This is a genomic window from Streptomyces sp. NPDC030143 (assembly GCF_055573695.1).
This window is the reverse complement of sequence record NZ_JBVIAY010000006.1, coordinates 1-14,736: the sequence shown is the minus strand read 5'-3', so window position 1 is coordinate 14,736 and position 14,736 is coordinate 1. Positions and strand designations below refer to the sequence as shown.

Below are 14,736 nucleotides of genomic sequence, written 5' to 3'. Positions count from 1 at the left end.
ACCATGTCAAGGCAAGCAAGACACCGGAGAATCGGCGCGGCCGGCATCGCGGTCCTCGGCCTCACCCTCACCGCCTGCGGTGGTGCGAAGGTCGGTGACACCCCGGAGGCCGGCGGCTCGGGGGGCTCCGGCAAGTGCGGCACCTTCAACCTCGCGGTCAACCCGTGGGTGGGGTACGAGGCCAACGCGGCCGTCATCGCCCACGTCGCGGAGCAGGACCTCGGCTGCAAGGTCACCAAGAAGGACCTGAAGGAGGAGATCGCCTGGCAGGGCTTCGGGACGGGCGAGGTCGACGCCGTCGTCGAGAACTGGGGCCACGACGACCTGAAGAAGAAGTACATCACCGACCAGAAGACCGCCGTCGACGCCGGCCCGACCGGCAACGAAGGCCTCATCGGCTGGTACGTGCCGCCGTGGCTGGCCAAGGCGCACCCGGACATCCTCGACTGGAACAACCTCAACAAGTACGCGGCAAAGTTCAGGACGTCGGAGTCCGGCGGCAAAGGGCAGCTCCTCGACGGCGACCCGTCGTTCGTCACCAACGACGAGGCCCTGGTGAAGAACCTGAAGCTGGACTACAAGGTCGTGTACGCGGGCAGTGAGACCGCCCTCATCCAGACCTTCCGCAAGGCGGAGAAGAACAAGGAATGGGTGATCGGGTACTTCTACGAGCCGCAGTGGTTCATGTCCGAGGTGCCGCTGAAGAAGGTCAGGCTGCCCGAGTACAAGGCGGGCTGCGACGCCGACGCGGAGAAGGTCGACTGCGACTACCCCGTGTACAAGCTGGACAAGATCGTCAGCGCGAAGTTCGCCAAGTCGGGCAGCCCCGCCTATGAACTGGTGAAGAACTTCACCTGGACCAACGATGACCAGAACGTCGTGGCGAAGTACATCGCGGTCGACAAGATGACCCCCGAGGCTGCGGCCGAGAAGTGGGTCGAGGCCAACCGCGACAAGGTGGACGCCTGGATCAAGTAGCTCCGAAGAGCCGTACGTCGCGAGCCGGTCGAAACATGCCCGGTGGGCGGTGCGCACCCCGCGCGCACCGCCCACCGGGCATCGCCGTGTTCCGGCCCTTTTTCCGGGGCCGCGGACCCCTTGACACCCACCTGCACGGCAGGCACATTGAGTTGCGCAACCTGAATCAAGTTGCGTAGACAGCAACTAAAACGGCTCGACTGGTTATCAAACCGGAGGTGCGGCGATGGCGGGACCCCGAGTGGTCATCATCGGAGCGGGAGTCGTCGGAGCGGCACTCGCGGACGAGATCTCCGCACGCGGCTGGACCGATGTGACCGTGGTCGACCAAGGCCCGCTCCCCGCCACCGGGGGCTCCACCTCGCACGCCCCGGGCCTGGTCTTCCAGACCAACTCCTCCAAGACCATGACCGAGCTGGCCCGCTACACCGTCGAGAAGTTCTGCTCCCTCGACGTCGACGGCGAGCCCTGCTTCCTGCAGGTCGGCGGCCTCGAGCTGGCCACCACCCCCGAGCGGCTGGCGGAGCTGCAGCGCCGCCACGGCTGGATCACGGCCTGGGGCATCGAGTCCCGGCTCCTGACCGCCGACGAATGCGTCGAGCAGCACCCCCTGGTCGACCGGGACAAGATCCTCGGCGGCCTCCTGGTTCCCACCGACGGTCTCGCCAAGGCGGTCCTCGCCGTCGAGGCGCAGATCCGCCGGGCCACCGAGCGCGGTGTGCGGTTCCTGGCCCGTCACGAGGTCCTCGACGTGACCCGGGCCGACGGCGAGGTGACCGGCGTCCTGACCGACCGGGGCGAGCTCCCCGCCGACATCGTCGTGTGCTGCGCCGGCATCTGGGGCCCGAAGATCGCCCGCATGGTCGGCATGAACCTCCCGCTCACCCCGCTGGCCCACCAGCTCGCCTGGACCGGCCCGGTACCGGCGCTCGCCGGTCAGACCGAGGAGGCGGTCCGCCCCATCCTGCGCCACCAGGACGCCGACCTCTACTACCGCGACCGCTACGACGGCATCGGCATCGGCTACTACGGCCACCGCCCGATGCCGATCTCCGCCGACGACATCCTCTCCGTGGACGAGGCCGACCGGATGCCCTCGGTCCTGAAGTTCACCGACGAGGACTTCGAGGACGCCTGGACCGAGACCCGGTCCCTGCTTCCCGCGACGCGCGAGGCGAAGGTCGAGGAGGGCATCAACGGCCTGTTCTCCTTCACCACCGACACCTTCCCGCTGCTCGGCGAGTCCCCGGACGTCAAGGGTTTCTGGGTCGCCGAGGCCGTCTGGGTCACCCACTCCGCCGGCGTCGGCCGGGCCATGGCCGAATGGCTGGTCGACGGCCACTGCTCGTCGTTCGACCTGCACGAGTGCGACGTCAACCGCTTCGAGCCGCACCAGCTCGCCCCGGAGTACGTCCTGGCACGCGACTGCCAGAACTTCGTCGAGGTCTACGACATCCTCCACCCCCTCCAGCCCTCGGGCGACCCGCGCCCGATCCGGACCAGCCCCTTCCACGCCCGCCAGCAGGAGCACGGCGCCTTCTTCCTGGAGGCGAACGGCTGGGAGCGCCCGCAGTGGTACGAGTCCAACGCGCACCTCGTCGAAGGCCGCACCATCCCCACCCCCAACGAATGGGCCGCCCGGTTCTGGTCGCCCATCGTCGGCGCCGAGGCCCAGGCCACGCGCGAGACCGTCGCGATGTACGACATGACGGCCCTCAAGCGCCTGGAGGTGAGCGGGCTCGGCGCCGCCGGGTTCCTGGAGCGCCTGTGCACCGGCAAGGTCGCCAAGTCCGTCGGCTCGGTCACGTACACCCTGCTCCTCGACCACGACGGCGGCATCCGCAGCGACATCACCGTCGCCCGCCTGGCCCGCGACCTCTTCCAGGTCGGCGCCAACGGCAACCTGGACCTCGACTGGTTCACCCGCCACCTCCCCGCCGACGGCACGGTCCAGGTCCGCGACATCACCCCCGGCACCTGCTGCATCGGCCTGTGGGGCCCGCTCGCCCGCAAGGTCCTGCAACCGCTGACGGACGAGGACTTCTCGGGCGACGGCCTGAAGTACTTCCGCGCCAAGCGCGCCTACATCGGCCCGGTGCCCGTCACAGCGATGCGCCTGTCATACGTCGGCGAACTCGGCTGGGAGCTCTACACCACCGCCGACCAGGGCACGAAGCTGTGGGACACCCTCTGGCAGGCGGCCAAGCCCCTCGGCGGCGTCATCGCAGGTCGCGGCGCCTTCAACAGCCTCCGCCTGGAGAAGGGCTACCGCTCCTTCGGCACCGACATGACCTACGAGCACGACCCCTACGAGGCCGGCGTCGGCTTCGCCGTCAAGCCCGACAAGGACGACTTCATCGGCAAGGCCGCACTGGAGCGCCGCAGGGAGAACGTGCGACGCCGGCTGACCTGCCTCACCATCGACGACCCGCGGTCGGTCGTCATGGGCAAGGAGCCGGTGTACGAAGGCGACCGCGCGGTCGGCTACGTCACCAGCGCGGCCTACGGCTACACCATCGGCAAGGGCATCGCCTACGCCTGGCTCCCCGCCGAACTCGCCATTCCCGGCACCACCCTGAACATCGGCTACTTCGACCAACGCGTCGAAGCGGTCGTCGCCGAGGAGCCCCTGTTCGACCCCACCATGTCCCGCCTGCGTGGCTGACACCCAGCGTCGACTCCGAGGGAAGGAACCCCACCGGTGAACGCACAGCTGCTCGACGGCAAGGCGACCGCCGCCGTCATCCGCCGTGAACTGGCGGAGCGCATCGCCAAGCTGACCGCCGACGGGGGCCGGCCCCCGGGTCTGGGCACCGTCCTGGTCGGCAACGACCCCGGCAGCCAGGCCTACGTCGCCGGCAAGCATCGCGACTGCGCACAGGTGGGCATCGCCTCCATCCGCCGGGACCTGCCCGCCGACGCCTCGCAGCAGCAGGTCGAGGAGACGATCGACGAGCTCAACGCCGACCCTGCCTGCACCGGCTACATCGTCCAGCTCCCGCTCCCGCGCCACCTGGACGCCAACGCCGTACTGGAGCGGATGGACCCGGCCAAGGACGCCGACGGCCTGCACCCCGTCAACCTCGGTCGGCTCACCCTGGGCGTCGAGGCCCCGATGCCGTGCACCCCGCGCGGCATCGTCGAACTGCTCCGCCGCCACGAGGTGTCCCTCGCGGGCGCGCGGGTCTGCGTGATCGGCCGGGGCATCACGGTAGGCCGCCCGATCGGCCTCCTCCTCACCCGCCGCTCCGAGAACGCCACCGTGACCCTGTGCCACACCGGCACCAAGGGCCTGGCATGGCACGTACGCGAGGCCGACATCGTCATCGCGGCCGCCGGTTCGCCCGCGCTGATCACCAAGGACATGCTGCGCCCCGGCGCGGCGGTCCTGGACGTCGGCATCACCCGCACCGACCAGGGCCTGGTCGGTGACGTGCACCCCGACGCCGCCCGGGTCGCCGGACGGCTCGCGCCCATGCCCGGCGGTGTGGGCCCCATGACACGGGCGATGCTGCTCGCCAACGTCGTCGAGGCCGCCGAGAGGAACGCCACCGCCGCATGAACACCTCCGTCCCCCAGCACCCGCAGTGTCCGCACCTTTCAGAAGACGGAGACGTCCGATGAGTCCCCGCACCCCCGGCGCCGACCTCCCCGACCACCCCGACTGGCTGTGGCGCACGCCGGAGCCGAAGCGTTCGTACGACGTGATCGTCGTCGGCGGCGGCGGCCACGGCCTGGCCACCGCCCACTACCTCGCGAAGAACCACGGCATCACGAATGTCGCCGTGCTGGAGAAAGGCTGGCTCGCGGGCGGCAACATGGCCCGCAACACCACGATCATCCGCTCCAACTACCTGTGGGACGAGAGCGCCGGCATCTACGAACACGCCCTCAAGCTGTGGGAGGGACTGGCGGAAGAGCTCGACTACCCGATCCTCTTCTCCCAGCGCGGCGTGCTGAACCTCGCGCACAGCCTCCAGGACGTGCGCGACAGTGTGCGCCGCGTGGAGGCGAACCGCCTCAACGGCGTGGACGCCGAGTGGCTCGACGCTGAGGGAGTCAAGGAAGTCTGCCCGATCGTCAACATCTCACCGGACGTGCGCTACCCGGTCCTGGGCGCCACCTACCAGCCCCGGGCCGGCATCGCCAAGCACGACTACGTGGCCTGGGGCCTGGCCCGATCCGCGGACGCGGCGGGGGTCGACATCATCCAGAACTGCGAGGTCACGGGCCTGGATGTGGTCGACGGCCGCGTCGTGGGAGTCCGGACGACGCTGGGCCCGATCGCAGCGGGCAAGGTTGCCCTCTGCTCGGCCGGCCACACCTCGGTCCTCGCCGCCATGGCCGGCATCGAACTCCCGCTCCAGAGCCACCCGTTGCAGGCACTCGTGTCGGAGTTGCTGGAGCCGGTGCACCCGACGGTCGTGATGTCCAACGCGGTCCACGTGTACGTCAGCCAGGCGCACAAGGGCGAGCTGGTCATGGGCGCGGGCATCGACGCGTACAACTCCTACACCCAACGCGGCGCCTTCCACATCATCCAGGAGCAGATGGCCGCGGCCCTGGAGCTCTTCCCGGTGTTCGCCCGCGCCCACGTCCTGCGCACCTGGGGCGGCATCGTCGACGTCAGCCCCGACGCCTCACCGATCATCGGGCTCACCCCCGTCGACAACCTCTACCTCAACTGCGGCTGGGGAACGGGCGGTTTCAAGGCCACCCCGGGCGTCGGCTGGGTCTACGCCCACACCATCGCCCACGACACCCCGCACGCCCTCAACGCCCCCTTCTCGCTCGACCGTTTCACCACCGGCGCGCTCGTCGACGAGCACGGCGCGGCCGCGGTGGCCCACTAGGGAGCCGAACCCATGCTGCTCATCCCCTGCCCGTGGTGCGGGACCCGCGACGAGGCCGAGTTCCACTACGGCGGCCAGGCCCACGTGCCGTACCCACAGGACCCGGCGTCGCTCACCGACGAGGAGTGGGCCCGGTACCTGTTCTTCCGCGACAACCCGAAGGGCCCCTTCGCCGAGCGCTGGACCCACGCGGCGGGCTGCCGCCGCTGGTTCAACGCGGTACGGGACACGTCGACGAACGAGATCCTGGCGGTGTACCGGACGGGAGAGGAGCGCCCGGCGACGCTGGAGCAGCGTCCGTTCGTTCCTCAGCCGCGCCCGGTCACTTCCCCGCCGGGCTCGGCGGAGTCAGCCCGGCTGGGGGCACCTCCTCCGGGGGAGTTCGAGAACGCTGCCCCTTCAGGGCCGGAGCGGGGGTCTGGTGGCGGCAGGCCCCAGGACGGGACGGACGGGGGCGAAGCCGCAGCCATCAGCGGCCCCGCCGCTGGCCAGCCCTTCCGCCACCCCACCCGCGGCCGTATCGACCGCGACGCCCCCCTCACCTTCACCTTCGACGGCACCGAATACCAGGGCTACCGAGGTGACACCCTCGCCTCCGCCCTCCTCGCCAACGGAGTCATCCGGGCCGGCACCGGCATCAAGCTCGGCCGCCCCCGGGGCATCTTCTCCGCCGGCGTGGAGGAGCCCAACGCGGTCGTCCAGATCGAGGCCCCGTTCCCCGAGCCGATGCTCCCCGCGACGACGGTCGAGCTGTACGACGGCCTGGTCGCGAGCAGCCTCCCCGGCCAGGGCCGCCTCGCCACCGAACCGGACCCCGCCCGCTACGACGCCGTACACGCCCACTGCGACCTGCTGGTCGTCGGCGCGGGCCCGGCCGGTCTCGCGGCTGCTGCGGCGGCGGCGAACAGCGGCGCGCGGGTCATCCTCGCCGACGACCAGCCGGAGCCGGGCGGCAGCCTCCTGGGCACGGCCGAACACCTCGACTGGGTGCGGGAGGTCACCGGGCAGCTCGACGCCGCCCCAGAGGTCCGCGCCCTGCGCCGCACCACCGTCTTCGGCTACTACGACGACAACCACCTCCTCGCCGTCGAACGCCGCACCAACCACCTGGGCGCCGAAGCTCCCGCGAACGTCGCCCGCGAACGCGTCTGGCGCATCCGTGCCCGCCGCGTCGTCCTCGCCACCGGGGCCCACGAACGCTCGCTGGCCTTCGCGGACAACGACCGCCCCGGCGTGATGCTGGCCTCCTCGGCCCGCACCCACGTCAACCGCCACGGCGCGCTGCCGGGCCGCCGCGCGGTCGTCTTCACGACCAACGACAGCGCGTACGCGGCAGCGCTGGACCTCGCCGCGGCGGGCCTGGACATCACGGTGATCGTCGACACCCGCCCCGAACCGGGGGAGTGGGCCGAACGGGCGAGGGCGGCCGGCATCGAGGTGCTGGCCGGGCATGCCGTCACCGGCACGGAGGGCGAGGCACGCCTCACCGCCGTGAGCGTCGCGGCGTACGGAGAGTCCGCGGCGCAGCGGGAGTTCGCCGCCGACCTGCTGCTGGTCTCCGGCGGCTGGAACCCGGTGGCGCACCTGTTCAGCCAGTCCGGCGGCAAGCTGCGCCACGACGAGACGCTGGGCTCCTTCGTCCCCGACACCTGTGGCCAGGCCGTCGAGGTCGTGGGCAGCGCGAGCGGCCTCCTCGACCCGGCCGCGGTCCTCGCACAGGGCGCGGCCGCCGGTGCCCGCGCCGTCGAGGCCGAGGGGTACACGCCCGAGGCGCCCCCCCTTCCGGAGGTGACCGCGCAGCCGCGGCTGACGCCACCGATGCACGTGTACCTCATCCCGGGCGCCTCGGACGCCCCCCGTTTCGTCGACCTCCAACGCGACGTCACCGTCGACGACCTGGCCCGCGCGACCGGCGCCGGCCTGCGCTCGGTCGAGCACACCAAGCGCTACACCACGGCCGGCACCGCCAACGACCAGGGCAAGACCTCCGGCGTCCTGGCCAGCGGCGTCGTCGCCGAACTGCTCGGTGTGGACATCTCGGCGCTCGGCACGACCACGTTCCGCCCTCCGTACACGCCGGTCTCCTTCGCCGCCCTCGCGGGTCGCGACCGGGGTGTGCTGAGCGACCCGGTGCGCACGACCGCCATCCACGAGTGGCATGTCGCGCACGGCGCCCTGTTCGAGAACGTCGGCCAGTGGAAGCGCCCCTGGTACTACCCGCAGGACGGCGAGGACATGGAAGCCGCCGTGCTGCGCGAGTGCCGGGCGGCCCGCGCGAGCGTGGGCTTCATGGACGCCTCCACCCTCGGCAAGATCGACGTACAGGGGCCGGACGCCGGTGTCTTCCTCGACCGGCTCTACACCAACATGATGAGCACCCTGAAGGTCGGCATGATCCGCTACGGCGTCATGTGCCGCCCGGACGGCATGGTCTTCGACGACGGCACCGTCATCCGCCTCGCCCCGGACCGCTTCCTGGTCACCACGACGACCGGCAACGCCGCCGCCGTCCTCGAGTGGATGGAGGAGTGGCTGCAGACCGAGTGGCCCGAGCTGAAGGTCCACTGCACCTCCGTGACCGAGCAGTGGGCCACGGTCGCCCTGGTCGGCCCGAAGTCCCGCGAGGTCCTCGGCGCGCTCGCACCCCGACTCGCCGTCGCCAACGACGACTTCCCGTTCATGGCCTGGCGCGAGACGACCGTCGCCGGCATCGAGGCCCGGGTCTGCCGGATCAGCTTCTCCGGCGAACTCGCCTACGAGATCAACGTGTCACCGTGGGAGGCGCTCGCCCTCTGGGAGGCCGTGTACGAGGCCGGCGCCCCGTACGGCATCACCCCGTACGGCACCGAGACCATGCACGTCCTGCGGGCCGAGAAGGGCTACCCGATCATCGGTCAGGACACCGACGGCACCGTCACCCCCCAGGACCTCGGCATGAGCTGGGTGGTGTCGAAGAAGAAGCCGGACTTCATCGGCAAGCGGTCCCACGCCCGCGCGGACACCGCCCGCCCCGACCGCAAGCACCTGGTCGGCCTCCTCCCCGAGGATCCGGCCACCTTCCTCCCGGAGGGCACCCATCTGATCGCCGGCGGTGTGCTGCCGGCCCCGCCCGTACCGATGCTCGGCCATGTCACGTCCAGCTATCGCAGCGCGGCCCTCGGCCGGACCTTCGCGCTCGCCCTGATCAAGGGCGGCCGGGACCGCATCGGCGAGCGGCTGTACGCCCCCGTCGGCGACCGACTGGTGCCGGTGACCGTCGCCAACCCCGTCCTCTACGACCCCGAGGGAGCCCGCCGCGATGGCTGACACCGCCCCTACCGCCCCGCTCCGCAGCCCTCTGGCGCCTGCCACCGACCGCCTCGCCGCCGCGACACGCACGTCCCGGGGTGCGATCCGGCTGGCCGAACTCCCCTTCCTGGCCCAGATCGACCTGCGCCTGGACGCCAAGGGAGCGGCGGCGGAAGCCGTCGGGCTCGCACTGAACCTCCCACTGCCCCTCCAGCCGAACACCGTGGTACGCGCGGGTGGGTTGACCGCCCTGTGGCTGGGCCCGGACGAGTGGCTGCTGGTGGGAGCGCCGGGGAGCGAGCGCGACCTGGAGAGCCGGATCCGTCAGGCCGCGGGCGACGAGCCCGTCTCCGTCACCGACGTCTCCGCCCAGCGCACCACGCTCCTCGTCACGGGCCCCCGCGCCCACGACCTGCTGGCCCACGGCTGCCCCCTGGACCTGCACCCGAGGGCCTTCGGCCCAGGACGCTGCGCCCAGACGACCCTGGGCCGCACGCAGGTCGTTCTGGTCGCCCGGGACGAACCCAGGGCCGGATTCTGGGTCCTGGTCCGCTCCTCGTTCGCCGGCTACCTGGCGGACTGGCTGCTCGACGCGGCGACGGAATACGTCTGAGGGGGTGCCGTGCGGCAGGTTTCGTCCCACGGGGGAAAGGCGGACACCCGTGACCGCCACGGCCCGCGCCACCACTCCACCGCGCCCGGGAACACTGGACGCGGTACGGGTGACGGCACGCTGGGGCGTCGAGGCGGCGTCGGCACGGTCGCCGCTGTGCTGAGCGCCCCGGCGGAGCCTCAGCCCAGATGGCCCATCCGGCGGCTGATCTCCTGCGCCCCGCTCATCAGCAGGGGCGCGATCTCATGGATGCGTTCCTCGGTGAAGCGGTACGCGGGGCCGGAGGCGCTGAGCGCGGCGATGACCTCGCCGTCGCGGGACCGGATCGGGGCCGCCAGGGCGTGCAGTCCGATCTCGAGCTCCTCCAGCGTCACCGCGTAACCGCGCTCCCGCGCTTCGGCGAGGTTCTTCTCCAGCGTCGTCCTGGCCGTCAGGGTGTGCGGCGTCAGCTTGTGCACCTCGGACATCGCGAGCACGGCGGCGCGCTCCTGCGCCGACAGGTGGGCCAGCAGGATCTTGCCGCTCGACGTGGCGTACACCGGGGTGAGCTGCCCGACCCAGTTGTGCGTGCCGACCGCGCCCGGGCCCCGTACCTGGTAGAGGTTGACCGCGAAGTTCTCCTGCAGGACCGCGATGTTGACCGTCTCGCCGATCTCCTCGCTGAGCCGCTCGCACACCGGCCGGCCCTGCCGGGTGATGTCGAGGCGTCCCGTGACCGCGCCGGCCAGGCGTACGATCCCGAAGCCGAGCCGGTACTTGCCCCGCTCCGCCGTCTGCTCGACCAAACCGCGCGCCTCGAGTGCCCCGAGCAGACGGAAGGCGGTCGACTTGTGGACGTCGATCTCGGCGGCCACCTCGCTGACGCCCGCCTCGCCGCGCTGGGCAAGGATCTCGAGGACGCTGACCGCGCGGTCGACGGACTGCACTCCGTTCACCGCGGGACCCGCTGTTTCGCCGACTGCGGTGTAGTTGCTCATAGCGCAACTATACGCAGTGGTGGCGACAGGCTCCGCAGAGGTCGCGGAAGACGGCGGGACGGCCGGATCCGGCCGCCCGCATGGTCGCACGGCCCGCCCGCCGACGGAAGCCCACTGCGCATTTCCGGTGGGCCGGCCCACGCTCCCCGCTGTGCCGCTCGACGGCACGGGCGCGCACCTGTGCCTCGACGGCGCGGCCGATGGTGAACGGCTCGTCGGGGTCGGCCGCAGCTCCGTGGGTGTTCGGCGGCCTGCTGTCGACGGAGCGCAGGCGCGCCCGGCGAATCCCTCGACAGTCGATCCCTTGACAGCGGGTGTCCGCGGGGGGACAGTGTGAGCGCCTGTTGCTTATAGCGAAGGAAGTTGCAGACTATGCAACTTGTTCTGGTCTCGTTCCTCGCCCGAGTTCCGGCGAAGTCCTCTCCCTCCCCTTGCCGATCGCCCCGGCGGAGCGGTCGATGTCCCGCCCTCCAGGGCACCGGGCCGAAGAACGGGTTCGGCCGTCCTTTCGACGAGGAGACCGACCGTGACGTACGGGGTACGCGCCGTCGTGGCCCGCAGCCAGGGCGTCCCGGTCTCGATGGAAACCGTCCACTACTGCGGCGTCGCGGTCGCGGCCGTCGCCGAGCCCCTGTGCGACCCCGAGATGTCCCGCAGCCGGCGCTGAACCGGCACCGAGCGCCGGCAGAACCAGAACCCTCATCGGCGGGATCCCCAGGACGGCGGCGCCAAGGTCGCCTTCTTCCGCAAGGGCGTTCCCAGTGACCCCGACACCCTCGACCGCCGGATCGGCCCGACCGAGATCGCGGCCATGGCCGCGTATCTGCGCCCGCGCATCCCCACCCTGCCCGGCCGCTTCCTCAAGGCCGTGGCCTGCATGTACGCCAACACCCCGGACGAGCACTTCGTCCTCGCCCGGCACCCCGACCATCCTCAGGTGACGGTGGCCTGCGGATTCTCCGGCCACGGGTTCAAGTTCGTCATCGGCGAGATCCTCGCCGACCTGGCCACCGAAGGCACCACCGACCACCCCATCGCCCTGTTCGACCCCCGCCGCGCGCGTCTGACATCCTCCGAAGGTGACACGATGACCATCACGAACCTGCCGCCCAGCCTGATCCCCACGCTGCCCGGCGCGTACTACACCGATCCCGAGGTCTTCGCCCAGGAGCAGGAGCGGGTCTTCGAGGCCATGTGGTTCTGCGTTGCCCGCGCCGCCGATCTGGGCAAGCCCGGCGCCTTCCGCACCTGTCAGGTAGGACGCGAGAGCGTGCTGGTCACCCGCTCCCGGGACGGCTCGGTCAAGGCGTTCCTGAACATCTGCCGGCACCGCGGGGCCAAGCTGTGCACCGAGGACTCGGGCGAGGTCAAGCGGGCCTTCCAGTGCCCGTACCACGCCTGGACCTACGGCCTGGACGGCAAGCTGGTCGCCGCGCCCAACCTGACGTCGATGCCGGACATCGACCGGACCGAGTACGGCCTGATCAACGTCCACGTGCGGGAGTGGCTCGGGTACGTGTGGGTGTGCCTCGCCGACGAGCCGGCCTCCTTCGAGGCCGAGGTGACGGGCGCGGTCGTCGAGCGGCTCGGCGACCTGGAGTCGATCGAACGCTACGGAATCGACGACCTGAAGGTGGGCCGCCGTATCACCTACGACGTGAAGGCCAACTGGAAGCTCATCATCGAGAACTTCATGGAGTGCTACCACTGCGCCACCATCCACCCCGAACTCACCGAGGTACTGCCGGAGTTCGCGGACGGCTATGCGGCCCAGTACTACGTCGGCCACGGTGCCGAGTTCGGCGAGGAGGTCCAGGGCTTCACCGTCGACGGCTCCGAGGGCCTGGACCGCATCCCGGGCGTCACCGAGGACCAGGACCGCCGCTACTACGCCATCACCGTCCGGCCGCAGGTCTTCATCAACCTCGTGCCCGACCACGTGATCTTCCACCGGATGTACCCGATGGCACCCGACCGGACGGTCGTCGAGTGCGACTGGCTGTACCTGCCGCACGTCGTCGAGAGCGGCAAGGACGTGGACCGTTCGGTGGAGCTGTTCCACCGCGTCAACCAGCAGGACTTCGACGCCTGTGAGCGTACCCAGCCGGGGATGAGCTCGAAGGCGTACGCCCGGGGCGGCGTTCTGGTGCCCAGCGAGCACCACATCGGCGAGTTCCACACCTGGCTGCAGAGCAAGCTCGAGGTGGGGCCCACGCACTGACCCGCCAGGTACCGCCCGCCCACCTGCCGTCGCAGCCCCGTCGCCACGGGGCCGGCCACGGGGCCGGCGAGCGGTTTCGCCGGCTTCGTCACCGTCGCGTCGCCGGACGCAGGACGAGGAACCGGACCCCAGCCGTGGGCGACGTCCTCCCGGATCAGTGGGACGAGCCGGCGCCGAGAACCGTGTGCGGCGAAGCCTTCTGGGCTTCGTTGCGAAAGGTGCAACATTGCGCGTGCTGAGAAACTGATGCGCGACCGCTCTCTTGACAAGCCCCGCACCGCGCGGAAAACATGTTGCGTATAGCGGTCGTAGTTGTGTTATATGAGACAACTCCCTGTCTGGAGCCCGTATGAGGAGCATCACCGTCGTCGGAGCGTCGCTGGCAGGCCTGAGCACGGTCCGCGCGCTGCGCGCGGAGGGCTACGACGGCGAGATCGTCGTCGTGGGGGAGGAACGCCACACTCCCTACGACCGCCCGCCACTGTCCAAGGACTTCCTCAAGGGAGACCTCGACGCGGACGCCCTCGCGCTCGGTGACACGGACGAGTACGAGGACCTGGACGTGCAGTGGCTGCTCGGCGAGCGCGCGGTGCGGCTCGACCGCGCCGCCCGGACCGTCACTCTGGCCGGAGGACGACACGTGCGCACCGACGGGGTCGTCGTCGCGACCGGCGCCGTCCCCCGGTCGCTCCCCGGCACCGAAGGGCTGGCCGGTGTCCACACCCTGCGCACCCTGGACGACGCCCAGGCCCTGCGTGCCGAGTTGCTGGACGGCCTGCCCCGGGTCGTGGTCATCGGCGCCGGCTTCATCGGCGCCGAGGTGGCGTCCACCGCCCACAGGCTCGGGCTCCACGTCACCGTCGTCGAGGCGCTCGACGTCCCGCTGGAACGCCAACTAGGGCGAGAGATGGGCCTGGTGTGCTCCTCGCTCCACCACGATCACGGCGTTCGCCTGCTGTGCGGCACCGGCGTGGCGTCACTCGTCGGCGAGGGCCGGGTCACGGGCGTCCGGCTGGCGGACGGGCTGGTGCTGCCCGCCGACGTCGTCGTGGTGGGGGTGGGAGTCCGGCCCGCCACCGGCTGGCTCGCCGGTTCCGGGGTGCGGGTGGACGACGGCGTGGTGTGCGACGCCGGCTGCTCGACCGGTGTCCCGGGCGTGGTCGCCGTCGGTGACGTCGCCAGATGCCCCAACCCCTTCACCGGGCGGCACGCCCGCATCGAGCACTGGAGCAGCGCCACCGAGCACGCGAAGACCGCCGCCCGCACGCTGCTGACAGGTGTGTCGGCCCCCGCCCCGCTCTTGGCGCCGTACTTCTGGTCCGACCAGTACCGCGTACGCATCCAGCTCGCCGGACACGTCGCCCCCGGTGCCGAGCCCGAGGTCGTCGAAGGCGACGTCGACGGCCGTTCCTTCACGGCCGTCTACCGGCGCGAGGGCACCCCCGTCGCCGTGCTCTCGCTCAACCAGCCGAAGTTGTTCAACCGGCTGCGCCGCACCCTCGTCCCCGCCCCCGCGGTCGCCGTCGCATGAACTCCTCACCTCAACTCCGCCCGCACACGGGGGAGACCGTCGTCGCCGTCCCCCGCACCGGCGGCCGGCTGTTCCGGCTGCGGGTCGAGACCATCGCCGGTGGGCCGTCCGCCGACGCCTGCACCTGCGCCGCCCACTGTGCCCACATCCAAGGAGACCGCCGATGACCCTGCTCCATCAGCCCCTGCACGAGCTCGACCCGGAGGTCGCCGCCGCGGTCGACGCCGAGCTGGACCGGCAGCAGTCCACCCTCGAGATGATCGCCTCGGAGAACT

Annotated in this window: 10 protein-coding genes and 1 pseudogene; 10 read left to right on the top strand and 1 reads right to left on the bottom strand. The window is 71.0% G+C overall.

What is annotated here, in order from left to right:
• Positions 1-3 precede the first annotated feature (3 nt).
• The 6 genes from ACZ4YY_RS12665 to ACZ4YY_RS12640 all read left to right on the top strand — a co-directional run bounded on the left by ACZ4YY_RS12665 (position 4) and on the right by ACZ4YY_RS12640 (position 9,732).
• Positions 4-978, top strand: coding sequence for an ABC transporter substrate-binding protein (locus ACZ4YY_RS12665; protein WP_468287772.1), 975 nt, complete (start codon positions 4-6; stop codon positions 976-978).
• A gap of 226 nt (positions 979-1,204) precedes the next feature.
• Positions 1,205-3,643: a GcvT family protein gene (locus tag ACZ4YY_RS12660; protein ID WP_468287769.1), complete on the top strand. Its 2,439-nt coding sequence runs from the start codon at positions 1,205-1,207 to the stop codon at positions 3,641-3,643.
• Positions 3,644-3,679: 36 nt separating this feature from the next.
• Complete coding sequence (locus ACZ4YY_RS12655) at positions 3,680-4,540, top strand: bifunctional methylenetetrahydrofolate dehydrogenase/methenyltetrahydrofolate cyclohydrolase (protein WP_468287766.1); 861 nt, start codon at positions 3,680-3,682, stop codon at positions 4,538-4,540.
• Positions 4,541-4,598: 58 nt separating this feature from the next.
• Positions 4,599-5,831 carry a sarcosine oxidase subunit beta family protein gene (locus tag ACZ4YY_RS12650; RefSeq protein WP_468287764.1) on the top strand — a complete coding sequence of 411 codons (1,233 nt, stop codon included), beginning with the start codon at positions 4,599-4,601 and terminating at the stop codon, positions 5,829-5,831.
• Positions 5,832-5,843: 12 nt separating this feature from the next.
• Entirely contained in the window at positions 5,844-9,137 is a 3,294-nt protein-coding gene (locus ACZ4YY_RS12645; protein ID WP_468287761.1) for a sarcosine oxidase subunit alpha family protein, read from the top strand.
• Positions 9,130-9,732: a sarcosine oxidase subunit gamma gene (locus ACZ4YY_RS12640; RefSeq protein ID WP_468287758.1), complete on the top strand. Its 603-nt coding sequence runs from the start codon at positions 9,130-9,132 to the stop codon at positions 9,730-9,732. Before ACZ4YY_RS12645 ends, ACZ4YY_RS12640 begins: the two co-directional genes overlap by 8 nt.
• 179 nt (positions 9,733-9,911) lie before the next feature.
• Here ACZ4YY_RS12640 and ACZ4YY_RS12635 read toward each other — a convergent pair whose 3' ends face one another.
• The gene (locus ACZ4YY_RS12635) at positions 9,912-10,709 is read right to left on the bottom strand and encodes an IclR family transcriptional regulator (protein WP_468287755.1); all 798 of its coding nucleotides are present in this window, start codon (positions 10,707-10,709) and stop codon (positions 9,912-9,914) included.
• 526 nt (positions 10,710-11,235) lie between these two features.
• Here ACZ4YY_RS12635 and ACZ4YY_RS12630 point away from each other — a divergent pair.
• The 4 genes and pseudogenes from ACZ4YY_RS12630 (at position 11,236) to ACZ4YY_RS12615 (ending at position 14,628) form a co-directional block, all read left to right on the top strand.
• Positions 11,236-11,376 (top strand): hypothetical protein, encoded by a 141-nt coding sequence (locus ACZ4YY_RS12630; protein ID WP_468287753.1) that lies wholly within the window; start codon positions 11,236-11,238, stop codon positions 11,374-11,376.
• Positions 11,377-11,490: 114 nt separating this feature from the next.
• A pseudogene (locus ACZ4YY_RS12625) lies at positions 11,491-12,930 on the top strand (aromatic ring-hydroxylating oxygenase subunit alpha); the annotation flags it as partial.
• Positions 12,931-13,279: 349 nt separating this feature from the next.
• On the top strand, positions 13,280-14,461 hold the full coding sequence (locus ACZ4YY_RS12620; RefSeq protein WP_468287751.1) for an NAD(P)/FAD-dependent oxidoreductase: 1,182 nt from the start codon (positions 13,280-13,282) through the stop codon (positions 14,459-14,461).
• A complete protein-coding gene (locus ACZ4YY_RS12615; RefSeq protein WP_468287748.1) occupies positions 14,458-14,628 on the top strand; it encodes a hypothetical protein in 171 nt (56 codons plus the stop codon). Before ACZ4YY_RS12620 ends, ACZ4YY_RS12615 begins: the two co-directional genes overlap by 4 nt.
• Positions 14,629-14,736: the final 108 nt, after the last annotated feature.

Excerpts from the sequence above, each read along its gene's own strand:
- ACZ4YY_RS12650 (WP_468287764.1), top strand. The coding sequence starts at position 4,599 with ATGAGTCCCCGCACCCCCGGCGCCGACCTCCCCGACCACCCCGACTGG.
- ACZ4YY_RS12640 (WP_468287758.1), top strand. The coding sequence starts at position 9,130 with ATGGCTGACACCGCCCCTACCGCCCCGCTCCGCAGCCCTCTGGCGCCT.
- ACZ4YY_RS12615 (WP_468287748.1), top strand. The coding sequence starts at position 14,458 with ATGAACTCCTCACCTCAACTCCGCCCGCACACGGGGGAGACCGTCGTC.
- ACZ4YY_RS12635 (WP_468287755.1), bottom strand. The coding sequence starts at position 10,709 with ATGAGCAACTACACCGCAGTCGGCGAAACAGCGGGTCCCGCGGTGAAC.
- ACZ4YY_RS12620 (WP_468287751.1), top strand. The coding sequence starts at position 13,280 with ATGAGGAGCATCACCGTCGTCGGAGCGTCGCTGGCAGGCCTGAGCACG.
- ACZ4YY_RS12660 (WP_468287769.1), top strand. The coding sequence starts at position 1,205 with ATGGCGGGACCCCGAGTGGTCATCATCGGAGCGGGAGTCGTCGGAGCG.
- ACZ4YY_RS12665 (WP_468287772.1), top strand. The coding sequence starts at position 4 with ATGTCAAGGCAAGCAAGACACCGGAGAATCGGCGCGGCCGGCATCGCG.
- ACZ4YY_RS12645 (WP_468287761.1), top strand. The coding sequence starts at position 5,844 with ATGCTGCTCATCCCCTGCCCGTGGTGCGGGACCCGCGACGAGGCCGAG.